At 74.7% G+C, this 21,072-nt stretch carries 21 protein-coding genes; 11 read left to right on the top strand and 10 right to left on the bottom strand.

Going from position 1 to position 21,072, the window contains the following annotated elements; all coding sequences use genetic code 11:
* Window positions 1-9: 9 nt before the first annotated feature.
* The gene (locus tag VKK44_RS28320; RefSeq protein WP_343444218.1) at window positions 10-507 is read right to left on the bottom strand and encodes a GNAT family N-acetyltransferase; all 498 of its coding nucleotides are present in this window, start codon (window positions 505-507) and stop codon (window positions 10-12) included.
* A 52-nt stretch (window positions 508-559) separates the two neighbouring features.
* Here VKK44_RS28320 and VKK44_RS28315 point away from each other — a divergent pair, with 52 nt between their 5' ends.
* From VKK44_RS28315 to VKK44_RS28305, 3 genes are all read left to right on the top strand, one after another.
* Window positions 560-1,126, top strand: coding sequence for an NUDIX hydrolase (locus tag VKK44_RS28315; protein ID WP_343444217.1), 567 nt, complete (start codon window positions 560-562; stop codon window positions 1,124-1,126).
* Between the two features lie 69 nt (window positions 1,127-1,195).
* Window positions 1,196-2,251, top strand: coding sequence for a MerR family transcriptional regulator (locus tag VKK44_RS28310; RefSeq protein WP_343444216.1), 1,056 nt, complete (start codon window positions 1,196-1,198; stop codon window positions 2,249-2,251).
* 30 nt (window positions 2,252-2,281) lie between these two features.
* The gene (locus tag VKK44_RS28305) at window positions 2,282-3,163 is read left to right on the top strand and encodes an LLM class flavin-dependent oxidoreductase (protein WP_343444215.1); all 882 of its coding nucleotides are present in this window, start codon (window positions 2,282-2,284) and stop codon (window positions 3,161-3,163) included.
* A gap of 56 nt (window positions 3,164-3,219) precedes the next feature.
* On the opposite strand, the gene VKK44_RS28300 is transcribed toward VKK44_RS28305, so the two are convergent.
* Genes VKK44_RS28300 through VKK44_RS28290 form a run of 3 tightly spaced genes read right to left on the bottom strand, consistent with a single transcriptional unit; the run spans window position 3,220 to window position 5,266 of the window.
* Window positions 3,220-3,633 carry an ASCH domain-containing protein gene (locus VKK44_RS28300; RefSeq protein ID WP_343444214.1) on the bottom strand — a complete coding sequence of 138 codons (414 nt, stop codon included), beginning with the start codon at window positions 3,631-3,633 and terminating at the stop codon, window positions 3,220-3,222.
* 22 nt (window positions 3,634-3,655) lie between these two features.
* Window positions 3,656-4,678 carry a questin oxidase family protein gene (locus VKK44_RS28295; protein ID WP_343444213.1) on the bottom strand — a complete coding sequence of 341 codons (1,023 nt, stop codon included), beginning with the start codon at window positions 4,676-4,678 and terminating at the stop codon, window positions 3,656-3,658.
* A 33-nt stretch (window positions 4,679-4,711) separates the two neighbouring features.
* Window positions 4,712-5,266, bottom strand: coding sequence for a phosphoribosyltransferase (locus VKK44_RS28290; RefSeq protein WP_343444212.1), 555 nt, complete (start codon window positions 5,264-5,266; stop codon window positions 4,712-4,714).
* Between the two features lie 158 nt (window positions 5,267-5,424).
* Here VKK44_RS28290 and VKK44_RS28285 point away from each other — a divergent pair, with 158 nt between their 5' ends.
* The 4 genes from VKK44_RS28285 to VKK44_RS28270 all read left to right on the top strand — a co-directional run bounded on the left by VKK44_RS28285 (window position 5,425) and on the right by VKK44_RS28270 (window position 9,668).
* Complete coding sequence (locus tag VKK44_RS28285) at window positions 5,425-6,060, top strand: septal ring lytic transglycosylase RlpA family protein (protein WP_343444211.1); 636 nt, start codon at window positions 5,425-5,427, stop codon at window positions 6,058-6,060.
* Window positions 6,061-6,127: 67 nt separating this feature from the next.
* A complete protein-coding gene (locus VKK44_RS28280; RefSeq protein WP_343444210.1) occupies window positions 6,128-7,255 on the top strand; it encodes a PP2C family protein-serine/threonine phosphatase in 1,128 nt (375 codons plus the stop codon).
* A gap of 116 nt (window positions 7,256-7,371) precedes the next feature.
* Entirely contained in the window at window positions 7,372-9,228 is a 1,857-nt protein-coding gene (locus VKK44_RS28275) for an acyl-CoA dehydrogenase (RefSeq protein WP_343444209.1), read from the top strand.
* Between the two features lie 170 nt (window positions 9,229-9,398).
* Window positions 9,399-9,668 (top strand): DUF6458 family protein, encoded by a 270-nt coding sequence (locus tag VKK44_RS28270; RefSeq protein ID WP_013283345.1) that lies wholly within the window; start codon window positions 9,399-9,401, stop codon window positions 9,666-9,668.
* A gap of 70 nt (window positions 9,669-9,738) precedes the next feature.
* Here the strand turns inward: VKK44_RS28270 and VKK44_RS28265 are convergent, their stop codons facing one another.
* Window positions 9,739-10,269, bottom strand: a complete 531-nt coding sequence (locus VKK44_RS28265; RefSeq protein WP_343444208.1) for a SixA phosphatase family protein — start codon at window positions 10,267-10,269, stop codon at window positions 9,739-9,741.
* 115 nt (window positions 10,270-10,384) lie between these two features.
* On the opposite strand from VKK44_RS28265, the gene VKK44_RS28260 reads away from it, so the two are divergent.
* The gene (locus tag VKK44_RS28260) at window positions 10,385-10,675 is read left to right on the top strand and encodes a DUF6458 family protein (RefSeq protein WP_343444207.1); all 291 of its coding nucleotides are present in this window, start codon (window positions 10,385-10,387) and stop codon (window positions 10,673-10,675) included.
* A 76-nt stretch (window positions 10,676-10,751) separates the two neighbouring features.
* Here VKK44_RS28260 and trhA read toward each other — a convergent pair whose 3' ends face one another.
* Complete coding sequence (gene trhA / locus VKK44_RS28255) at window positions 10,752-11,429, bottom strand: PAQR family membrane homeostasis protein TrhA (protein ID WP_343444206.1); 678 nt, start codon at window positions 11,427-11,429, stop codon at window positions 10,752-10,754.
* A 75-nt stretch (window positions 11,430-11,504) separates the two neighbouring features.
* Here trhA and VKK44_RS28250 point away from each other — a divergent pair, with 75 nt between their 5' ends.
* Genes VKK44_RS28250 through VKK44_RS28240 form a run of 3 tightly spaced genes read left to right on the top strand, consistent with a single transcriptional unit; the run spans window position 11,505 to window position 13,739 of the window.
* On the top strand, window positions 11,505-12,119 hold the full coding sequence (locus tag VKK44_RS28250) for a 5-oxoprolinase subunit B family protein (protein ID WP_343444205.1): 615 nt from the start codon (window positions 11,505-11,507) through the stop codon (window positions 12,117-12,119).
* Window positions 12,116-13,006, top strand: coding sequence for a 5-oxoprolinase subunit C family protein (locus VKK44_RS28245; protein WP_343444204.1), 891 nt, complete (start codon window positions 12,116-12,118; stop codon window positions 13,004-13,006). Before VKK44_RS28250 ends, VKK44_RS28245 begins: the two co-directional genes overlap by 4 nt.
* Window positions 12,990-13,739 (top strand): LamB/YcsF family protein, encoded by a 750-nt coding sequence (locus VKK44_RS28240; protein ID WP_343444203.1) that lies wholly within the window; start codon window positions 12,990-12,992, stop codon window positions 13,737-13,739. Before VKK44_RS28245 ends, VKK44_RS28240 begins: the two co-directional genes overlap by 17 nt.
* A 60-nt stretch (window positions 13,740-13,799) precedes the next feature.
* On the opposite strand, the gene VKK44_RS28235 is transcribed toward VKK44_RS28240, so the two are convergent.
* From VKK44_RS28235 to VKK44_RS28220, 4 genes are all read right to left on the bottom strand, one after another.
* Window positions 13,800-15,635, bottom strand: coding sequence for an NHL domain-containing thioredoxin family protein (locus tag VKK44_RS28235; protein WP_343444202.1), 1,836 nt, complete (start codon window positions 15,633-15,635; stop codon window positions 13,800-13,802).
* A 108-nt stretch (window positions 15,636-15,743) separates the two neighbouring features.
* Complete coding sequence (locus VKK44_RS28230) at window positions 15,744-18,887, bottom strand: LppU/SCO3897 family protein (RefSeq protein WP_343444201.1); 3,144 nt, start codon at window positions 18,885-18,887, stop codon at window positions 15,744-15,746.
* Window positions 18,888-19,231: 344 nt separating this feature from the next.
* Window positions 19,232-19,369: a hypothetical protein gene (locus VKK44_RS28225; protein ID WP_199199845.1), complete on the bottom strand. Its 138-nt coding sequence runs from the start codon at window positions 19,367-19,369 to the stop codon at window positions 19,232-19,234.
* 222 nt (window positions 19,370-19,591) lie between these two features.
* Complete coding sequence (locus tag VKK44_RS28220; RefSeq protein WP_343447929.1) at window positions 19,592-21,070, bottom strand: dihydrolipoamide acetyltransferase family protein; 1,479 nt, start codon at window positions 21,068-21,070, stop codon at window positions 19,592-19,594.
* Between the last annotated feature and the right edge of the window lie 2 nt (window positions 21,071-21,072).

Below are 21,072 nucleotides of genomic sequence, written 5' to 3'. Positions count from 1 at the left end.
CGACGTCGCTCATCGCTGATCCCCCGGGTGCAGGTCGAGGACGTGCCGCTGGCCGGGCTCCCCACCCAGGTCCACCTTTCCGGCCGGCACGAACCCGGTCCGCCGGAGCACCGCCAGGGACGCCGGGTTCGCCAGCGCCGCGTCGGCGACCAGCCGGTGCAGCCCGTACCCGTCGCGGGCCAGTTCGCAGACCCGCCGTACGCCGTACTGCGCGAGGCCGCGGCCGGCGGCGCGTTCGGCCACCCGGTAGCCCAGCCCGGCGCTGCCGTCGGCGACGTCGACCAGGTTGAACCGCCCGAGCACGAAGCCGTCGTCGTCGACCAGCACGTGGAAGTGGCAGATGCCGCGGTCCTGCTCGTCCAGCAGGTCGGCGAGCCGGTCGGCGAACAGGTCGAAGTAGTCGTCGCCGCGGTCGGGCACGTAGCGGGCGAAGTAGGCCCGGTTCTCCCGCTCGAACCGGTACAGCACGTAGGCGTGGTGAGCGGCGAGTCGTTCGAGTTCCGGCACCGGGCCAGGCTAGTCGCCGACGTCCGTCGTACCCGGATGGCAGCATCGCGGGATGCGCGACGAGATCCGGGCCCTGGTCGAGGCGTTGACGCCGGGCGACGGGCAGGAGGCGCGGCACCGGGCGGCGGCGTTGGCCTGGCTGGCCGGCACGGAGGACATCTTCCGCCGGGTCAAACCGCGCACCCCGTCGCCGCACCTGGTCGCCTACTTCCTGCTCCGCGACCCGTCCGACGGCGCGGTGCTGCTGGTCGACCACCGCAACGCCGGCATGTGGCTGCCCAGCGGCGGCCATGTCGAGCCGGGCGAGCACCCCGTGCACACCGTGCGCCGCGAGCTGCGGGAGGAGCTTGGCGTGCCGGCGGTCTTCGCGCCGCCGTTCGGCGAACGGCCAGCGTTCCTCACCGTCACCGAGACGGTCGGCCCGCCCGCCCAGCGGCACACCGACGTCAGCCTCTGGTACGTGCTGGCCGCCCACCGTGAGCAGCGGTTCACCCCGGACCCGGTCGAGTTCCGGGGTGTCCGCTGGTGGACACCGGCCGAGGTGGGCGACGCGCCGGCCGGCACGGTCGAGCCGCACCTGGGCCGGATGCTGGCCAAGTTGGCGGCCGGCACGCCTTGACCCGACCCCTGCGGCAAGCCGCAGCGTGGTCCCTGCCGGCCACCGGGCCGGCACGAGGAGGAGGGTGACGTGCGGCTGCTGACCATCGGGGCGTTCGCCCGCGCGGCCCGCCTGACCGCCAAGGCGCTGCGGGTCTACGACGACTGCGGGCTGCTGCCGCCGGCCGCCGTGGACCCGCACTCCGGCTACCGCTACTACGCGCCGGAGCAGCTCGACCGCGCGCGGCTGATCGCCGCGTTGCGCCGGGCCGGCATGCCGCTGGCTGAGATCCGGACGGTCTGCGCGCTGCCGCCGTCGGCCGCCGCCGAGGCGCTCGACGCCTGGTGGCGGCGGGTCAGCGCGGACACCGACGCCCGCGGCCGGGCCGTCGCGCTCCTCGTCGGCCAGCTCAGCGAGAGGGGCACCACCATGTCCGAGCACACCTTCCGGTACGCGGCGCGCTGCGAGACCGGCACGGTCCGGGACTCCAACGAGGACGTCGCGTACGCCAGCGGCACGCTGCTCGCGGTCGCCGACGGCGTACGCGGTCCGGGTGGGTCCGCCGCCAGCGCGGCGGCGGTGGACGCGCTGCGGCCGTTGGCGACGGCCGACGCGCCGGTGGGCGACCTGCTCGCCGCGCTGGGTGACGCGGTCGGCCGGGCCGACCGGGCGGTACGCGCGCAGGCCACCGACGCCGACCGGCCGGCCAGCACGCTCACCGCGATCGTCCGGCGGGGCACCCGGCTCGCCCTGGTGCACGTCGGGGACACCCGTGCCTACCTGCTGCGCGGCGGCGAGCTGTCCCGGCTCACCCAGGACCACACGTACGTGCAGACGCTCGTCGACCAGGGGCGGCTCACGCCGGCCGAGGCCGGGGCGCACCCGCAGCGGGCGCTGCTGGCCCGGGCGCTGGGTGCCGGCGTCGAGGTGGAGGCGGATCTGGCGCTGCGGACCGCGCTGCCCGGTGACCGCTACCTGCTCTGCTCGGACGGCCTCGCCGCGGTGGTCGACCCCGGGGCGCTGCACGCCGCGCTGGCCGGGGCGGACGACCCGGAAACCGCCGTCGGGCGCCTGGTCGGCCTGGCGTACGCGGCGGGCGCGCCGGACAACATCGCCTGCGTGGTGGCCGATCTGGCGACGACGTGACGGGACGGTCGGGGCCGTACCCTGGCGATCATGCGGATTGGCATCGTGATCCTGCCGGACCAGCGCTGGTCGGAAGCGCGCCGACGGTGGGCGCAGGCGGACGAGTGGGGCTTCGACCATGCCTGGACCTACGACCACCTGGGCTGGCGTGACCTGGTCGACGGGCCGTGGTTCGACTCCTGGACGACACTGACCGCGGCGGCCTCGGTGACCTCCCGGGTCCGGCTCGGCACGCTCGTGGCCTCGCCGAACTTCCGCCACCCGGCGGCGTTCGCCCGGCAGGTGACCGCGCTGGACGACGTCTCCGGCGGTCGGGTGCTGCTCGGGCTGGGCGCGGGCGGCATCGGCTTCGACTCGGCCGTGCTCGGCGACGAGACGCTGCCGCCCCGGCAGCGGGTCGACCGGTTCGCCGAGTTCACCGAGCTGCTCGACCTGATCCTGCGCGAGGACGGCACGACCTGGCGCGGGGAGTGGTTCGCGGCGGTGGACGCCCGCAACAACCCCGGCTGCGTCCAGCAGCCCCGGGTGCCGTTCGTGATGGCCGCGAACGGTCCCCGGTCGATGCGCCTGGTCGCCCGGTTCGGGCAGGGCTGGGTGACCACCGGTCTCGGCGGCGACGACCTGGCGGGCTGGTGGGACACGGTGGCGGAGCTGTCCGACCGGATGACGCGGGCGCTGGAGCAGGCCGGCCGGGACCCGGCCACCCTGGACCGCTACCTGTCGCTCGACTCGGCTCCGGTCTTCTCGCTGACCAGCGCCGACTTTCTCGCGGAGCAAACGGCCCGGGCGGCCCGGCTGGGCTTCACCGACGTGATCACGCACTGGCCCCGGGCCAGTAGCTGGTACGCCGGCGACGAGGCGGTGCTGACCGAGGCGGCGGCGCTGCTGCCGGAGCTGCGTCGCGCCGGCTAGGGCAAGGAGGGACCCCGCTTGACGCATTCTGCACAGGCGGGGCCCTTCCAACACCTTCAGGTGCCGACGCTGCCCTCGGTGGAGACCAGCCGGAACCGCAGGCAGACGATCTCGCTGTCGTCGGTGACCGGGGTGCCCTGCCGGGCCCAGTAGGCGCCGTGACCGGCCCGCCACTCCTCGATCGACCGGTCGCCCTCGCCCTCGGCGCGGGCGAAGTCCCACGGCACGTCGGCGAACCGCACCACCTCGACGCCGGTGATCTCGACCACGCCGACCAGCGCGTCGTGATCGTCGACCAGCGCCAGCCGTTCGCCGACGTGCTCCAGCTCCTCGTGCTCGTCGGCGTACTCGCCGATCAGCCCGGCGGTGGCGGTCTTCACGCCGGAGAGCACCAGGGTGTTGAGGCGGGCGCGCAGCTCGCCGGGGGTGCCGAGGGCGAGCGCGCGCAGTCCACCGATGCGGGGCCACATGCCACGGAGGCTACGGCACCGGTCAGATCAGACGGCCGGCGTGGCCGGCCGCGGCCAGCACCCGGTCGTCACCGGTGGCCGCGTACGCCTCCAGCGTCGCGTCGGCCAGCTTCACCACGTGTTCGTCGCCGTGCCGGGCCGCCCGGGCGAACACCTCGGCCGGGTCGGTGGGCCCGTCGACAGGCGTGGCGGCGGCCGGGGCGGGTGCGGCGTACACCGAAGTCACGGCCGCCGTCGCGGCCCAGGCCGCGGCGACGCTCGGCGCTCGCAGCGCCGGGTCCAGGGCCGGCAGGGTACGCAGCACCGCGGTCGGCGCGGTGACCGCGTGCACCAGCATCACCGGCTCACCGTGCCCGAACCGTAGGTAGTCCAGCGCGGCGCGGTGCACCACCTCGGTGAGCGTGCGGGCGGCCTGGTCCGGGTCGGCCGGCGGACGCAGCGCCGTGACCGCCGTCGACCATCCGGGCTCGTCGGTCAGCCGGCCCAGCCGCTCCCGGATGCCGCCGCTGCGGTCCGCGATCCGGGGCACCCCGGCCAGTGCCGACGCGACGTCGGAGTGGCCGGTGAGCGGGCCGGCGCCGGGGACCGGCTGCCAGCGGGCCGCCCAGTAGCCGAGCGCCTGGCCCAGCTCGGCGCGGCGGTCCGGCGTCTCCCCGTCGGTACGCAGCACCCGCACCGCGTGCCCGACCCGGATCACGCCGTGGGTGGCGCCGGCCGCGATCCCGGGCAGCAGCCGGGGCCACCATTCGCCGAGCACCTCCCGCCACGGCCGGTCGCGCAGCTCGCGGTCGAAGTGGTCGAGCCAGTCGCCGGCCCGTTTCGGGTCGCCGAGCGCGGCCCGCCAGTCGTCGATCGGCCGCAGCCCGCGGGGCAGGTCGTCCAGCCGGCGCAGGTAGCCGTCGAGCCAGCGGTGCACGCGGGCGGCCTGCCCGTGCCGGACCAGCGCCTCGGCGGCCATCGGCCCGTGGTTGGAGAGCCAGCCGTCGAACTCGGGGCCGGTGCGGTGCAGTCGGTGGTACGCCTCGTCGAGGATGCCGTCGTCCATCCGCCGATCGTCGGGGTTGAAGCGTGCTTGAGGTCAACCCTCAGGCAGGTCGTCCCCGGTGAGCAGCGCGCGTACCCGCAGTCGTTCGCCGACGGCGGCCGGGCAGGTGGCGACCAGCGCGGCGGTGCCGACCGGCTCGGCGGCGGCATCCCGGACCAGTCGGTGCAGCGCGTCGAGCTGTGCGCCGGTGTCGACCCAGTCGTCCACCAGGAGCACCCGGTCGCCGGGGCCGAGACGCCGGCCGTCCACGCCGACGCGGAGCCGCTGCCCACGGTGGTCCGGCGGGGTCTGCGCCCATCGTGTCGGCCCGATCCGCCGCCGCTCGCCGCCGTCCTTGTACGCGGGCAGGAACCCGGCGTCGGCGGCCACCGCGACCAGCGGGCCGAGCAGCAGCCCGGTCACCTCGGGCGCGATCACCAGGGTCGGGCGCGCGTCGGGGAAGAGGGCGGCCAGCGCGGGCCCGACCTCGGCGAGCACGTGCGGGTCGCGCCACCAGCCGGAGAGGTCGCTGACGAGGTGGCTGCTGCCCGGCCCGGGATCGGCCCAGCGGAACAGTTCGACCAGGCGACGGTTCAGCACGGGTCCCATCCTGCCCGCGGTCCACCGTTCGGCCCAACGGCGGTGGCTTGATCGGCTACACGTACCGCCGCAAATACGAGCATACCATCATGATCACGTTGACGTCGGAAGTGCTTCTCTCGTTACGGTCCGGGCCGGTTTGTTCAGCTGACGAAAGGACCGGGCCGGTGGCTGCAAGGCACCTTCGTACCCGCAGATTGTTCTCCTCGCCGGCCGGCATCGCCGCCACCGCGGCGGTCGGCGTGGCGCTCGCGGTCGGCGGCACCGTCGGCGCGGTCCAGCTCACCTCCGCCGAGCCGCCCGCCGCGCCGGCCCTGGTCGAGGCGCTGCCCAGCACGCCGGCCCCCACCTCGGCCGCGCCGTCGCCGAGCGCCTCCGCCACCGCGAGCCTGAGCCCGTCGCCGAAGGCCACCCCGAGCCCGAAGCCGAGCCGCACCCAGCCGGCGTCCCGTGGCAAGACCCGGACCGCGGCGCCGAAGCCGACCGCGACGAAGAAGAAGACCGCCGCCCCGACGGTGGTGGACAGCGGCTCCTGCGGCGCGTCCTTCTACGACGAGGGCCAGATGACCGCGAACGGCGAGACGTTCGACCCGGACGCGCTCACCGCGGCACACAAGACGCTGCCGTTCAACACCCGGGTCCGGGTCACCAACCCGGCCAACGGCAAGTCCGTGGTGGTCCGCATCAACGACCGGGGTCCCTACATCGACGGCCGGTGCATCGACCTGTCCCGCGCCGCGTTCGCGGCCATCGCCTCGACCGGTCTCGGCGAGGTGGACGTCCGCTACGAGGTGCTCGGCTGACAGCCGGTCCGGCAGAACTTCCGCGACGGACGGGCCGCGTTCGTTCTCCGGTTCACATCCATCAGGCATGCTGTCCGATGTACGCACGCAACCCTTCCAGCCGGGCCGCGGCCCGCTGAGCCCCGGATCCCGCGCCGGCCTCGGCGCGGCCCTCGCGCTGCTCGCGATCGTCTCGGCGGCGGAGGCGGCCGACGGCCGGCCGGTGCACTACCTCGCGCTGATGGCCGCCGCGCCCGTCCTCGCCGGCGCGCTGGCCTCCTGGCAGGTGGTGCTCGCCGTGGGGGCGCTGGCCACCGCCGCCGGGGTCGCCTTCGCCGCGGCCGAACCGGGCGTCTCGCTGGTGACCGCCGTCAACGTGACCGCCATCGTGCTGGCCACCGCGATCTCCGCCGCCACGGCGGCCGTGCGACAGCGCCAGGCGGAGCGGATCGCCGAGCTGACCCGGCTCGCCGCGGTCGCCCAGCAGGCGGTGCTCCGTCCGCTCGGCCCGCAGGTCGGCACGCTGGCCGTGGCCGCGCGCTACATCTCCTCCACGGCCACCGCCGAGATCGGCGGCGATCTGTACGAGGTGATGGACACCCCGTACGGCGTCCGCATGATCATCGGGGACGTGCGCGGGAAGGGGCTGGACGCGGTCCGGCTGGCCAGCATCGTGCTCGGCTCCTACCGGCACGTGGCCTACGAGCGGGCCGACCTGCGCGCGGTGGTGACCGACCTGGACCGGGCGGTGGCCCGCAACGTCGGCGACGAGGACTTCGTCACCGCCGCTCTGGTCGAGGAGCGCGGCGGCACGCTCACCATCGTCAACTGCGGGCACCCGCCGCCGCTGCTGCTGCGCCGCGGCGCGGTGATCCCCTTGGAGCCGCCGGCCCCCGCGCCGCCGCTGGGCTTCATGCCGGTGGTCCGGCCCCGGGTGGAGCGGCTGGAGCCGGGCGACCGGCTGCTGTTGTTCACCGACGGGCTGGGTGAGGCCCGGCGGGACGGCGAGTTCTTCCCGACCGCCGACCGCGCCTGGCGCCTGCTCGGTCACGGGACCGTCGGCGACGGGCTCGCCTCGCTGGAGACCGCCCTGGTCGAGTGGGTGCAGGACCGGCTCGACGACGACATCGCACTGGTCCTGATGGAGTACGCCGGCCCGCGCAGCGCGGCGGCGGCCCCGGTGCCGAGCTGGGAGGTCGGCGCCGCCGACGGGTGAATCGGAAGTGTGTAATCGCTGTCACTTCCGAGATCGGGTTGTCGTTGCCTACCGGTGAGTAATACAGTCTGGAGTTACTGATCGGTAACACCTGTCCGGAAGCGGGGCCAGCGAGCATGACCCACTACAAGAGCAATCTTCGGGACCTCGAGTTCAACCTGTTCGAGGTGTTCGGGGCGGACCGGACGTTCGGCCAGGAGCCGTACACGGACCTGGACGTCGACACCGCCCGTAGCTTCCTCTCCGAGGTCGACCGCCTGGCCCGCGAGGACCTCGCCGCCAGCTACACGGACAGCGACCGCAACCCGCCGGTCTTCGACCCGGCCACCCACACCGCGCCGCTGCCGGAGTCGTTCAAGAAGTCGTACCAGGCGTTCATGGACTCCGAGTTCTGGCGCCTCGACCTGCCGGAGGCCCTCGGCGGCACGAACGCCCCGCGCGCGCTCTGGTGGTCGCTGGCCGAGCTGGTGCTCGGTGCCAACGCCCCGGTCTGGATGTACGCCTCCGGCCCGTCCTTCGCGCACGTGCTGCACGTCGAGGGCACCGAGGAGCAGCAGAAGTGGGCCCGGCTGTTCATCGAGAAGCAGTGGGGCTCGACCATGGTGCTGACCGAGCCGGACGCCGGCTCGGACGTGGGCGCCGGCCGCACCCGGGCCGTCCAGCAGCCGGACGGCTCGTGGCACATCGAGGGCGTCAAGCGCTTCATCACCTCCGGTGAGCACGACCTGAGCGACAACATCGTCCACTACGTGCTGGCCCGCCCGGTCGGCGTGGAGGGCGTCGGCGGTCCCGGCACCAAGGGCCTGTCCCTCTTCGTGGTGCCGAAGTTCCACTTCGACGCCGAGACCGGCGAGCTGGGCGAGCGTAACGGCGTCTACGCCACGAACGTCGAGCACAAGATGGGCCTGAAGGTCTCCAACACCTGCGAGGTGACCTTCGGCGAGCACGGCGTACCGGCCAAGGGCTGGCTGCTGGGCGAGAAGCACGACGGCATCCGCCAGATGTTCATGATCATCGAGTACGCCCGGATGATGGTCGGCACCAAGGCCATCGCCACGCTCTCCACCGGCTACCTGAACGCGCTGGAGTACGCCAAGAACCGCGTGCAGGGCGCCGACCTGATCCAGCAGGCCGACAAGACCGCTCCGCGGGTGACCATCACCCATCACCCGGACGTGCGCCGCTCGCTGCTGATGCAGAAGTCGTACGCCGAGGGCCTGCGCGCGCTGGTCTGCTATACCGCGAGCTGGCAGGACAAGGTCGCGCTCGCCGAGGCGGCCGGCGACGAGAAGGCCACCAAGCTGGCCAAGCGGGTCAACGACCTGCTGCTGCCGCTGGTCAAGGGCGTCGGCTCGGAGCGGGCGTACGAGCTGCTCGGGCACGAGTCGCTCCAGACGTTCGGCGGCTCCGGCTTCCTCCAGGACTACCCGCTGGAGCAGTACGTCCGGGACGCCAAGATCGACACTTTGTACGAGGGCACCACCGCGATCCAGAGCCTCGACCTGATCTTCCGGAAGATCGTCCGGGACAACGGCAAGGCGCTGATGGCGGTCGCCGGCGAGATCCAGGAGCACATCACCTCCGAGGCCGGCAACGGCCAGCTCAAGGAGGAGCGGCAGGCGCTCGGCAAGGCGCTCGCCGAGATCCAGAACATGATCGGGGTGATGACCGGCTGGCTGGGTGAGGCCCAGGCCGGCGACACCCGCGCGCTCTACAAGGTCGGCCTGAGCAGCCGTCGGTTCCTGCTCGCGATCGGCGACCTGGTGGTCGGCTGGCTGCTCCAGAAGCAGGCGGACGTGGCCCTGAAGGCGCTGGCCGGCGAGGTCTCCGCCACCGACAAGGCGTTCTACACCGGCAAGGTGGCCGCCGCCCGGTTCTTCGCCCGCGAGGTGCTGCCCCGCATCGGCGCCGACCGGCGGATCGTCGAGAGCGCCGACCTGGAGATCATGGACCTCCCGGAGGAGGCGTTCTGAGCCCCTGCGGGCTCTTTCTCCCCTTCACCTCGACGGCCGGTGGGCGACAGCCCGCCGGCCGTCGTCGTTGGGGGCGCCGCGGGTGGATAGGCCGGCCGGTGGGCGGGTAACCGTCGCGGACCACGACCGGAGTACGCCCAAGGGCCACCGCACGGGGGAGTGCAGCGCACATGGGCATTGGCAGCGCCATCTTTCTCATCGCGCTCGGCGCGATCATGACCTTCGCCATCCGGGCCAACGTCTGGTGGATCGACCTGCGCGCGGTCGGCTGGGTCTTCATCCTGGCCGGGCTGGGCGTCCTGCTCACCACGCTGTGGTTCTGGCAGGACCGCCGCAAGCGGGCCCGCACGCTCATCGTGGAGGAGAACCGGCTCTCCCATCCGACCGCGATGATGCCGCCGCCGCCCGACCCGCCGCCGCCGACGGCCCCGCCGTCCTGACGGTTCCCGCGGCTGTTGGGCGGGGCCCTCCACTACCGGATGCGTTAGGCGGGGGCCCCTCCCTTGCACCTCAGCTGCGGGCGGTGTGGCGGGCCGCCAGGGGCGCGCGGGTCAGGTCGGCCCAGCCGGTGGCCGGGTGATGCACCACCAGGTCGGTGGTGCGCAGCCCCTCCTGATCCGCCCGTTCCGGGTCGAGGAGCGCCGAGAGTAGCGAGATGCCCGGGTTGTGCGCGATCAGCAGGACCGTGCCGGCCGCCGGGTCCACCGACCGGACCAGCTCCAGCAGCTCGTCGGGGTGCGCCTCGTACGCGGTCGGCTCGTACCGCACCGCGGGCGTCGACCCCGCCGGGCCGCTCTCCGGCGGGGACCCGGTCATGCCCAGCGCCACACCGTGCCAGGTCTGCCGGGTGCGCCGGGCCGGCGAGCAGAGCACCACGTCGGGGAGCAACCCGTGTCGGGCCAGCCAGGCGCCCGCCGCGGCGGCGTCGGCGTGCCCCCGCGCGGTAAGCGGTCGTTCCGCGTCCGGGGCGTCCCGGGACTGCTCGGCCTTGGCGTGCCGTAACAGCACCAGCGTCCGCTGCCGGTTCCTGCCGTCCGTCATCCGCCCAGCTTGCCTGATTGGCGATCGGAGCGCGTGGGTATGTCGATGTGTGCCGCTACCTCATCCCTGGCCGCGGCGGGCAGAAACGCCAGCAGGACGCCAAGGAGGCGACATCATGGGCATCGGTGCCAGCATCTTCCTCATCGCGCTCGGCGCGATCTTCGCGTTCGCCATCGACGCCGACCTGGGATGGCTGAACCTCAACGTGGTGGGCTGGGTGCTCATGCTCGCCGGGCTCGCCGGCCTGCTCACGACGCTCTACTTCTGGAACAGCCGGCGCCGCGTGGTCGCCGCGCCGGTGCGCCAGCAGGTCGTCGCCGAGCCGGTGGCACCGGTGCAGGGCGACCGGGTCGTGCGCGAGGAGTACCGCGAGGTGCGCCGCCCGGGTTCGGGCTACCCGGCCTGACCCACCCCGAGACCCGAGGGCCCCGCAACGGCGCGGGGCCCTCGTGCACGTCCGGGCCGGGGTGCGGCGTGCCGGCTCAGGCGAACAGCGCGAAGTAGATCGCGATGTGGTGGCAGATCGCCGCGACCAGCGTGCACGCGTGGAAGAACTCGTGGTGGCCGAAGACGGTGGGCCACGGGTTCGGCCGGCGCAGCGCGTAGAACACCGCGCCCACGCTGTAGATCGCGCCACCCACACTCAGCAGCACCAGCGCGGTGACGCCGCCGGAGTGCAGGATCTCCGGCAGCATCGCCACCGCCACCCAGCCGAGCGCCAGGTAGAGCGGGGCGGAGACCCAGCGCGGCGCGTGCGGCCAGATCATCTTGACCGCGACGCCGGCCAGCGCGCCGCCCCAGACCAGGCTGAGCATGATCGTCGCGTGCCGGGTGTCCAGCAGCAGCGCGCAGAACGGGGTGTACGTGCCGGCGATGAACACGAAGATCATCGAGTGGTCCATCCGGCGCATGATCTGGTAGCCGCGCTCGGACCAGACCCGCCGGTGGTACAGCGCGCTGGTGCCGAAGAGCCCGCACACGGTGAGGCTGTAGATCAGGCAGCTCACCAGCGGCGCCCAGCCGGGCCGGGTGGCGGCGACCGAACAGAGGACGATGCCGCAGACGAGCGCGGCGAAGAACGCGTACGCGTGGAGCCAGCCGCGCATGCGCGGCTTTCCGATGTCGACCGGCCGGAGCCGGAGCGGTGCGGAGGTGGTCACCTCATCAGGTTACGACACCGTAGGTTACTTGCAAGTAGTGTGGACCGTCACGCCCGACGACGCGAGGATGACCGGATGCGGATCCGGCCCGTCGGGGCGCACGCCCTGCTGCTCGACTGCGACGACCCCGACCAGGTCGAGGCGTGGCGCGCCGAGCTGTGGCACCGGCGCGCGGCCGGTGAACTGGTCGCGGCCGAGATCGTCCCCGCCGCGCTCACCGTACTGCTCGACGACGTGCCGGACCCGGCGGCCACCGCCGCGCGGATCGCCGGCTGGCACCCCCGACACACCCCGATCGGCGCCGCCACCGCCGAGATCCGGGTGCCCGTCGCGTACGACGGGGCGGACCTGCCCGCCGTCGCCGACCACTGGGGCGTCGACGTGCCGACCGTGGTCGACCGGCTGCGGCGCACCGGGTTCCGCGTCGCGTTCTGCGGCTTCGCACCCGGGTTCGCCTACCTCACCGGGCTGCCGCCGGAGCTGGCCGTGCCGCGGCTCACCACCCCGCGTACCCGGGTACCGGCCGGCTCGGTCGCGCTGGCCGGCCCGTACGCGGGCATCTACCCCGCCGCCTCACCGGGCGGCTGGCTGCTGGTCGGCCGGACCGAGCTGACCCTCTTCGACGTACGTGCCGACCCGCCGGCCCGGCTCACGCCCGGCACCCGGGTCCGGTTCGTCGACGCGCCATGATCGAGGTGCTGCGGGCCGGCGCGCTCACCACCGTCCAGGACCAGGGCCGGCCCGGCTGGGCCCACCTCGGCGTCCCCCGTTCCGGCGCGCTCGACCCGGCCGCCCTGCGCCTGGCCAACCGCCTCGTCGGCAACCCGGAGCACGCCGCCGGCCTGGAGATCACCCTGACCGGCTGCGTGCTGCGCGTCACCCGGGCGGTCACCGTCGCGCTCACCGGCGCCCCCGCCGACGTGCTCGTCGAGCAGCGCCCGCGGGGACCCGGGCAACGACCCGGCGAGATCGAGCGGCGGCCCGGCGACGTGGGACGACCGCTGTCGCTGCCGGCCGGCGCGGTGCTGCGGATCGGTCCGGCCCGCGCCGGCGTCCGCACCTGGCTGGCCGTCAGCGGCGGAATCACCGTCGAGCCGGTGCTCGGCAGCCGGTCCACCGACACGCTCTCCGGCCTCGGGCCGCCGCCGCTGCGCGACCGGGACCGGCTGCCGACGGGCACACCGGTCGGCCCGCCACCCCCGGTCGACCTCGCCGTCACCCGGGCGGTGCCGCCCGAGGTGTCGCTGACCGTGCGACCCGGCCCCCGGCAGGACTGGTTCACACCGGCCGCGCTCGACCTGCTGGGCCGCGCCGCGTACACCGTCGCAACGGACAGCAACCGGGTCGGCGCGCGGCTGGCCGGCGCCGCCCTGCCCCGCGCGTTCGCCGGCGAACTGCCGAGCGAGGGCCTGGTGCTCGGCGCGGTGCAGGTGCCGCCGAACGGCCAGCCGCTGATCTTCCTCGCCGACCACCCCACCACCGGCGGCTACCCGGTCATCGGGGTGGTGGACGACGTGACCGCGCTCGCCCAGGCCCGCCCAGGGACTACGGTCAGGTTCCATGGACCTCAACGCTGACCTCGGCGAGGGATTCGGCAGCTGGCGGCTCGGCGACGACGAGGCGCTGCTCGGGCTGATCAGCTCCGCCAACGTGGCCTGCGGCTTCCACGCCGGGGACGCGGCCACCATGCACCGGGTGTGCGCCGCCGCCGCCGAGCGCGGCGTCGCGGTCGGTGCCCAGGTCGGCTACCGGGACCTCGCCGGTTTCGGCCGGCGGCACATCGCCTACGACTTCGCCGAACTGCGCGACGAGACGATCTACCAGCTCGGGGCGCTGGACGCGTTCTGCCGGCTCTACCGCACCCGGGTGCGCTACCTCAAGCCGCACGGCGCGCTCTACCACGCGGCGGCGTGCGACGAGGCGCAGGCCGCCGCACTGGTGGCGGCGATCAGCGGGTACGACCACGAACTGCCGGTGCTCTGCCAGCCCGGCACCGTGCTCGCCCAGCTCGCGGTCGGCGCCGGCCTGCGCGTGGTGGCCGAGGGCTTCGCCGACCGCAACTACCTGCCCAACGGGGCACTGGTGCCCCGGAGCGCCCCGAACGCGCTGGTGACCGACCCGGACCAGGTCGCCGCGCGGGCGGTCCGGATGGCCGTCGAACGGACCGTGGTCGCGGTCGACGGCAGCGTGATCCCATGCCCCGTCGAGTCGATCTGCCTGCACGGGGACACGCCGGGCGCGGTGCGCTGCGCCGAGCTGGTGCGGGCGGCGCTAGTCGACGCGGGCGTCACGCTCACTCCGTTCGCGTGACAGGAGGGCCCCCGGTCAACGCCTGACGCATAACAGGGGCCCCTCCTGACACACGTCGGCTCAGGACTCGTCGAGGCCGCGCAGCACCAGCGGAAGGCGGGTGGCACCGCCGGTGACCACCCGGACCGGCACGCCCCAGTCCTGCCGGGTCAGGTGGCAGGCGGCGTGCTCGACATCCGCGTCGCAGGTCGCCGCCTGGGCGGTCACCTGCAACACCCCCTGCGTCACGTCCCCGCTGACCACCAGCCGCCGGGACAGGTCGGTGGTCGTGCCGGCACCGTCGACCAGCAGCTCCGGCGGGGACGCCGACACCACCAGCCGCGTCGACGGCCCGTACGTGTCGTCGAGCTTCTGCCCCGGCGCCGGCGTGAAGATCACGTCCAGCGTCAGCTCCCCGGCCGCCACGTCGGAGGGCCTGCGCTCCATCCGGTGCCGCGCGCCCGCCACCGTGCTCGCGCCGGCCGCCGTCAGCGCGCCGGGTGCCAGCCGGGTCAACCGGTGCGCGGCCGACTCGACCACAAGCACCTCGCCCGCCGGGGTGACCACCAGGTCGCTCGGCTCAGCCAACCCGTCGGCCACGGTCGCGACCTGGCCGGCCGCCGGATCGAAGCGGCGCACCGCGCCGTTGTACGTGTCCGCGATCAGCACCGAGCCGTCCGGCAGCGCGCACACGCCCAGCGGGTGCTGGAGCAACGCCTGGTCGGCCGGGCCGTCGACGTGCCCGAAGTCGAACAGGCCCTGACCCACGGCGGTGTGCATCTCGCCGGCCTCGACCCAGCGGACCGCGCTGGTCTCGCTGTCGGCGATCCAGAGCCGGACGCCGTCGGCCGAGACGGACAACCCGGAGGGCTGGGCCATCCAGACGTCCGGCAGCGGGCCGTCGCGCAGCGCCTCGACCGTGGTGCCGGCGTACATGCCGGCGGTCCGCTTGATCGGGTCGAACCACCAGAGCTGGTGGATGCCGGCCATCGCCACGATCACCCGGTCGTCGTACCAGGCGACGTCCCAGGGGGAGGAGAGGTCGACGGCGCGCGCGTCGTGCGCGTGGTCGTCGACCGTCGAGCGCCACTGCCGCCCGGTGCCGGCCACGGTGACCACCTCGCCGGTCTCCAGCCGTACGCCGCGCAGCAGGTGGTTGACCGTGTCGGCGACGACCAGGTCGTAGCCGGCCACCTCGGCCACGTGCGGCGGCAGGAGGCAGAGGCCCTGCGGCTCGGCGAACGTGGCGCCGGCCGCCGGGCCGTCGGTGCGGCCACGGGTGCCGGTGCCGATCCGGCGCACCACGGTCTCCCCGTCCGGCGCCAGCTCGACCAGGGAGTGCCGGGCCGAGTCGGAGACCAGCAGATGCCCGCCGTCGAGCGGTACGGCCTTGCCGGGGAAGCGCAGCGCCGTCTCCGGCTCCGCCGGCGGCACGTACGGGCCCTCGCCCCGGTGCAACGTCCCCTTCGCCTCGTGCGTGGCGATCAGGTCGTCGATGAGCCGGGCCAGCCCTTCGGCGTGCCCCTCCCCGGCCATGGTGGCCACCACGTAACCCTCCGGGTCGACCACCGACAGCGTCGGCCAGGCCTTCGCCGCGTACTGCTGCCACATGTCCATCTCGGGGTCGTCGAGCACCGGGTGGTGCACGCCGTACCGCTCGACGGCCGCGGCCAGCGCGTCCGGGTCCTTCTCGTGCTCGAACTTCGGCGAGTGCACCCCGATCACGACCAGCACGTCGCCGTACTTCTCCTCGAGCGGGCGCAGCTCGTCCAGCACGTGCAGGCAGTTGATGCAGCAGAAGGTCCAAAAATCCAACAAGACGATCTTGCCCCGCAGGTCGGCCAGCGTCACGGCCTTGCCGCCGGTGTTCAGCCAGCCGCGACCGCGCAGCTCAGGTGCCCGTACTCGTGCGCTCATCCCCCCATCGTGCCGCACCCCCGGCCCGCGCTCCCAGCCACCGCCCGGGGGGGGTGGGGACAGCGCGAAGCGCCCGCCCCCGGGAGGGAGCGGGCGCTTCGGGTGGGGTTACTGGCCGGCCGGCTTCAGGCAGAGCACCCGGTTGGTGCCGCCGCCCTGGAGGACGACCGTGGGCTGCGACAGGTCTGCGCACTTGTCCTTGTTGTCCACCTTCGACACCACGGTGAACGCGCCCTGCTCGCCGCAGTCCGCAGCCGCGGCGGTCGCGCCGGACTGCTTGATGCACGAGCCGACCGCCGGATCGAAGGCCGCCGGCTTGTCGTCGCCGCCGATCTTGCCGAGCAGCGTGAGCAGGCCGAGCGGCACGGCGAGGATCAGCACGGCCGCGATGAGCACCAGAGCCAGCACCCGGCCGTTGCGCACCTTCGGCGCGGGCGCCTCGGTCTTCGGCTCGGCGTCCGGCTTGAACGCGTCGAAGCGGCCCTGATCGGAGTCGTCGGCCGGGCCGTCCGGGGACCAGGCCGGTGGGCCCTGCTGGGGCGGCGGCGGGAACGCGGGCGGGAAGCCGCCCGGCTCGCCCGCCGGACCCTGACCCGGTACGGCGACCGAGGCGCGCCCACCGGCCGACGGGCCGTACGCGTCCTGCTGGCCACCCGGGCCGGCGAACGGGTCGGGACGGCCGCCGGGGGCGCCGTACGCGTCCTGGTGGCCGCCCGGACCGCCGTAGGGGTCCTGGTGACCACCCGGGCCGCCGAACGGGTTCTGCTGGCCGCCGGGGCTGCCGAAGGAGTCGCGCGACCCGCCGGGCTGCTCGCTGTCCTGCGGGTGCACGCCGTTGGCCGGACGGTTGTTGCCGGGCGGGTCCACGAAGGACGGCACACCGACCGGGAACGGCGGCGGACCGGCCGGCGAGGACGGCCGGTCGGCGTATCCGCGCGGCTCGTCGTCGTCGGACCGGGACTGCGGCCCGCCGAAGCCGGGCGGACCGTCCTGACCGGGGTAGCCGTGCGGGCCGTCGGGCCGGGACTGTGGGCCGCCGAAGCCGTGTGCGTCGTCGGAGCGGGAGGCAGGGCCGCCGTAGCCGTGTGCGTCGTCGGGCCGGGAGGCAGGGCCGCCGTAGCCGTGTGCGTCGTCGGGCCGGGACTGTGGGCCGCCGAAGCCGTGTGCGTCGTCGGAGCGGGACTGCGGGCCGGCGAAGGCGGCGGGACCGTCCTGGCCGGGGTAGCCGTGTGAGTCGTCCGCCCCGGGGGTGTCCTCGGGTTCCGGCCGGGTCGGCCGGCCGTACACCCGGGGCTGCGGCGTGGACGCGCCGGTCGGGTGCACCGGCTGGTCGGACGGCGGGGTGACCCGGCTGGCCACCGGCACGGACGCGCTGGCCGAGATCGGCCCGGCGGCGCCGGCCTCGGGCGAGGTGCGCGGGCCGGGAACGAGCGGACCGGCCGGCGACTGCGGTTCCTCCTGGCCGGACCGGGCGGCGCCCCAGCCGGCGTCACCGCGCTCCGGCTCGTACGCCTGGGGTTCACGCTCGGCCGGGCCGAACTGCGCGGCGGCCGGGTGGTCGGCGGGCGGTACGGCCGCCAGTGCGGCCCCCGGCACCCGCTGGCTCTGCGCGGGCAGCGGCACCGCGTGGCCGGGGGAGATGCCCGGCGCGGGCGCGGGCTGGTAGACCGGTCCGTCCTCGGCGGGCTGCCAGCCGCGCGACGGCGCCGACGGGGCCTCGTCGGCGTGGCCCCACGCCTCGGCGGGCGACCAGGGCTCGACGGTCGCGCGTCCGGGCGACCGCTCGTCCTGGTTGCCGCCCCACCCGGGCCGGACCGGCTCGTCCGCCGGCCGCTCGGCTTCCCGCTGCTGCTGCCCGGCTGCGGCGCCACCCCAACCGGCGGCCGGTCCGTCGCCGTCACGTTGCGGCGAGGCGGGAGCGTCGTTCCAGCCGCCGGCCTGCTCGTCGGCGTCGCGCTGCGGCAGCGCGGGAGCGTCGTTCCAGGCGCCGGCCTGCTCGTCGGTGCCGCGCTGCGGCATGGCCGGGGCGCCGTTCCAGCCGGCGGACCGGGGGTGCTCCGACTCGCCCCAGGCGCCCGACTGCGGGACCTCGGCAGCGCCGGCGGCGCGACCACCCGCGGCCCAACCGCCGGAGCGGTCCGGGTCGTCGTCCCGAGTGGAACCGTCCCAGCCGCCGGCCCGGTTCTCTCCCTGCGGGGCGGGCCAGCCGCCGGAGCGGGCCGGTTCGTCGTGCTGCGGCCCGCCGGCCGCCTGCCAACCGCCGGAGCGGTGCGGGTCGTCCTCGGTGTGGGGGGACCGGTTGTCCTGGTCGGACTGCTCCGGAGTGGACCACGCCGGTTCGGGCCGGACGGCGCCGGGCACGGAGACCTTGGCGGCGGCTCGGGCGGTCGGCTCGGCCGGCGGCCAGGTGGCCCCGCTCTGCTGACCGGGCGGAACCCAGGCCGGCTGGGCGTCGCGCGGCGTCCAACCGCCGGAGCGGTTCGGGTCGTCGGGCTGCGCGCCGGGCTGCTCGTCCCGCCGGTTCCAACCGCCGGAGCGGTTCGGGTCGTCCGGCTGGGCGCCGGTGCCGACGGCCCAGCCCGCGTCGTCGCCGTGCTGCGCGGCGGGGGTGAATCCGCCGAAGCGGTTCGGGTCGTCCGAGCCGGCGGGGGTGACCCAGGACTCGTTCGGCACGGTGGCCGGAGCCGGGACGTAGCCGGTACTCCGCGCGCCCGCCTCGGGCTGCGCCCAGCCGGGCTGCTCCCCGGCGGCGCCCCGGGCGGGACGGTTCTGCTCGGCGGCCCAGGCGGGCGGAGCCGGTTCGGTGGGACCGGCGGGCGGCGCCGGCGCCCAGGCGGGCGGTCCCGGCTCGCCGGACCGGTCCGGACGGGCCGGCTCGCCCGGCCCCCACGCGGGAGCACCCGGGCCGGAGGCGGCCCAGGCCGGTGCGCCCTGCTCGGGGGCGTCCCAGGCGGGCTGCGGACCCCGACCGCCCGGCTCGGCGGGCGGGGGGACCTGGGCGGTGGCCCGGCCGGTGACGTGCTGGCCGGCGGGCGGGGCCCAGGCGGGGGCCTGGTCGTCGGCCGCGGCCCAGGCCGGAGCCGGCGGGGCGGGCCGACCGGGCGGCGGGGGTGGGGCCCAGCCGAGGTCGGGCGTGCCGTTGTACCCGTTGTCCTGCTGCGCCGGCTGATCGCCGTACGGCACCGGTCCGCCGGTGCCCGGCGACACCTCGCCCGGCTCCTGGCCGGGGTGGTGCGGAGCCTCGGACGTCATGGGTGCTCCTCCTCCATCACAGGTCGACCGCCGATGCCGGCCGGGGACCGTCGGCATGGCTGCCGGCGTCGCCGGCGGGTACCGGCTGTGCGGGCTCCCCGCACCGTATCCGGTGGTCGCCGGAGGTGCTCGGGGGAGCACCGGCCGTCACCGAAAGTCACCGGTCGACGTCGATGAGTTTCGCTTTCCGCGTCGGTCCGGAGCAGTCGGTCGGCGACCGTGCCAACCGTACCGGGCGGTGCGGCGAGGTGGAATCCCGGTGCCGAACGACGCGCAACGCCGAAGACCCGCCCGGCGTGCCGGGCGGGTCTTCGGACTGGAGGAGGTGAGGAATGTCGAGGGCGTCAGCTCATGTGACGCTGGGCGATGGCGAGAAGCTCTGCGCGGACCGCGGGCGAGTTGGCGGAACGCAGGGCGTGCTCGATGGCACGGGCCCGGCGGTTGGCGTCGCGGCGGGTGCGGATTCGCTCGATCATGCTCATCTTGGGTCTCTCCTCCTGGCTATTCGGTTGTCAGCCCTTGATGTCTCTATTTAACCGCACCGCACGCGTGATCGCCATCGATTACAAGGTGAGCTGAACCACCTGCCTAAGGATCGTAGGTGCATCTCCCCTCCGGGCCGATGATTCCTTCCCCCAACGGCAACGGCCGGTGTGCCTTGCGTTCACCCGTGGCACACCGGCCGTCGCCGGAGCGGTGGTACGTCAGGTCCAGGCGAGCAGCGCCGCCTCCGGGTCGGCCAGGAAGTCCCCGATGTCGCGCAGGAACTTCGAGCCCAGCTCACCGTCGATGATCCGGTGGTCGAAGGAGAGCCCCAGCGTGGTGACCAGGCGTGGCTTCACCTTGCCCTTGTGCACCCAGGGCTGCTCGCGTACCGCGCCGAAGGCGAGGATCGCCGACTCGCCCGGGGGCAGGATCGGCGTACCGGTGTCGACGCCGAAGACGCCGACGTTGGTGATGGTGAGCGTGCCGCCGGACATGTCCGAAGGGGACGTCCGCCCCGACTTCGCGGTCTGCACCAGCGCCGTCATCGCGTCCGCCAGCTCACGCAACGTGAGCCGGCCGGCGTCCTTGATGTTCGGCACGATGAGGCCGCGCTCGGTGGCCGCCGCGATGCCCAGGTTGACGTACTCCTTGACCACGATCTCGTCGCCGGCCCAGGTCGAGTTGACCATCGGGTGCCGCTCGACCGCCAGCAGCACCGCCTTGGCGACCAGCAGCAGCGGGGAGACCCGCACGTCGCGCCACTCGCGCCGGTCGCGGAGCCGGTCCAGCGCCTTCATCGCGCGGGTCACGTCGACGGTCAGGAACTCCGTCACGTGCGGGGCGGTGAACGCCGAGCGGGCCATGTTCTCCGCGGTGAGCTTGCGTACCCCCTTGACCGGGATGCGCTGCTCGCGGTCCGCGCCGAAGCTCGCGGCCGACGCCGCCGGCGCGGTGACCGTCAGCGGCTCGGCCGCCGCCGGGGTCCCGCTCGCCGCCCGCTGTACGTCCTCGCGGGTGATCGAGCCCAGCGGACCGGAACCGGTCAGCGTGGCCAGGTCGACCCCGAGGTCCTTGGCGAGCTTGCGGACCGGCGGCTTGGCCAGCACCGGGCCACCGCCTGGCCGGCCGTTGCCGTTCAGTGTCGCCGCCGGGGCCGCCGGGGCCACCGGGGCCACCGGGGCCGGCGCCGGGGCGGCCTGGACCGGCGCGGCCGGGGTCGGGGTCTGGGTCGGGGCGCCGCCCTTGCGCGGGCGGCGCTTGGCCGGCGCGTTGCGCGGGCCGTAGCCGACCAGCACGGCGGTACGCCCACCCGGTGCCACGCCACCGATCAGGCCCGGCTCGACCATGCCCTCCTCGGGGGCGACCTCGACGGCAGCCAGCGAGGCCGCCGACGGGGTGGGCAGGTCGGCGGCCGGCGTGCCGGTCGTCGACTGCTCCACCGGCCCGGCGTTCGGGTCGGTGTCGATCGCGATGATCGGGACGCCGACCTCGACCGTCGAACCCTCCGGGTGGAAGATCGCCTGCACCCGGCCGGCCCACTTCGCCGGGATCTCGACCGCCGCCTTCGCGGTCTCCACCTCGACGATCGGCTGGTTCAGCTCGATGTCGTCGCCCACCTTGACCAGCCAGGCGAGGATCTCGCCCTCGGTCAGGCCCTCGCCCAGGTCGGGCAGGTTGAACTCCTTGATCCGGGACATGC

Origin of the sequence: Micromonospora sp. DSM 45708 (assembly GCF_039566955.1) — a bacterium.
In the GTDB taxonomy this organism is placed as follows: domain Bacteria; phylum Actinomycetota; class Actinomycetes; order Mycobacteriales; family Micromonosporaceae; genus Micromonospora.
Note: the sequence above shows the minus strand (reverse complement) of the source record. Positions and strands in the feature narration are given on the sequence as shown.

Bases quoted from the DNA above. Each gene is read 5' to 3' on its own strand.
- VKK44_RS28315 (WP_343444217.1), top strand. From the start codon at position 560: ATGCGCGACGAGATCCGGGCCCTGGTCGAGGCGTTGACGCCGGGCGAC.
- VKK44_RS28305 (WP_343444215.1), top strand. From the start codon at position 2,282: ATGCGGATTGGCATCGTGATCCTGCCGGACCAGCGCTGGTCGGAAGCG.
- VKK44_RS28300 (WP_343444214.1), bottom strand. From the start codon at position 3,633: ATGTGGCCCCGCATCGGTGGACTGCGCGCGCTCGCCCTCGGCACCCCC.
- VKK44_RS28295 (WP_343444213.1), bottom strand. From the start codon at position 4,678: ATGGACGACGGCATCCTCGACGAGGCGTACCACCGACTGCACCGCACC.
- VKK44_RS28290 (WP_343444212.1), bottom strand. From the start codon at position 5,266: ATGGGACCCGTGCTGAACCGTCGCCTGGTCGAACTGTTCCGCTGGGCC.
- VKK44_RS28280 (WP_343444210.1), top strand. From the start codon at position 6,128: ATGCTGTCCGATGTACGCACGCAACCCTTCCAGCCGGGCCGCGGCCCG.
- VKK44_RS28275 (WP_343444209.1), top strand. From the start codon at position 7,372: ATGACCCACTACAAGAGCAATCTTCGGGACCTCGAGTTCAACCTGTTC.
- VKK44_RS28270 (WP_013283345.1), top strand. From the start codon at position 9,399: ATGGGCATTGGCAGCGCCATCTTTCTCATCGCGCTCGGCGCGATCATG.
- VKK44_RS28265 (WP_343444208.1), bottom strand. From the start codon at position 10,269: ATGACGGACGGCAGGAACCGGCAGCGGACGCTGGTGCTGTTACGGCAC.
- VKK44_RS28260 (WP_343444207.1), top strand. From the start codon at position 10,385: ATGGGCATCGGTGCCAGCATCTTCCTCATCGCGCTCGGCGCGATCTTC.
- VKK44_RS28250 (WP_343444205.1), top strand. From the start codon at position 11,505: ATGCGGATCCGGCCCGTCGGGGCGCACGCCCTGCTGCTCGACTGCGAC.
- VKK44_RS28245 (WP_343444204.1), top strand. From the start codon at position 12,116: ATGATCGAGGTGCTGCGGGCCGGCGCGCTCACCACCGTCCAGGACCAG.
- VKK44_RS28240 (WP_343444203.1), top strand. From the start codon at position 12,990: ATGGACCTCAACGCTGACCTCGGCGAGGGATTCGGCAGCTGGCGGCTC.
- VKK44_RS28235 (WP_343444202.1), bottom strand. From the start codon at position 15,635: ATGAGCGCACGAGTACGGGCACCTGAGCTGCGCGGTCGCGGCTGGCTG.
- VKK44_RS28230 (WP_343444201.1), bottom strand. From the start codon at position 18,887: ATGACGTCCGAGGCTCCGCACCACCCCGGCCAGGAGCCGGGCGAGGTG.
- VKK44_RS28225 (WP_199199845.1), bottom strand. From the start codon at position 19,369: ATGAGCATGATCGAGCGAATCCGCACCCGCCGCGACGCCAACCGCCGG.
- VKK44_RS28220 (WP_343447929.1), bottom strand. From the start codon at position 21,070: ATGTCCCGGATCAAGGAGTTCAACCTGCCCGACCTGGGCGAGGGCCTG.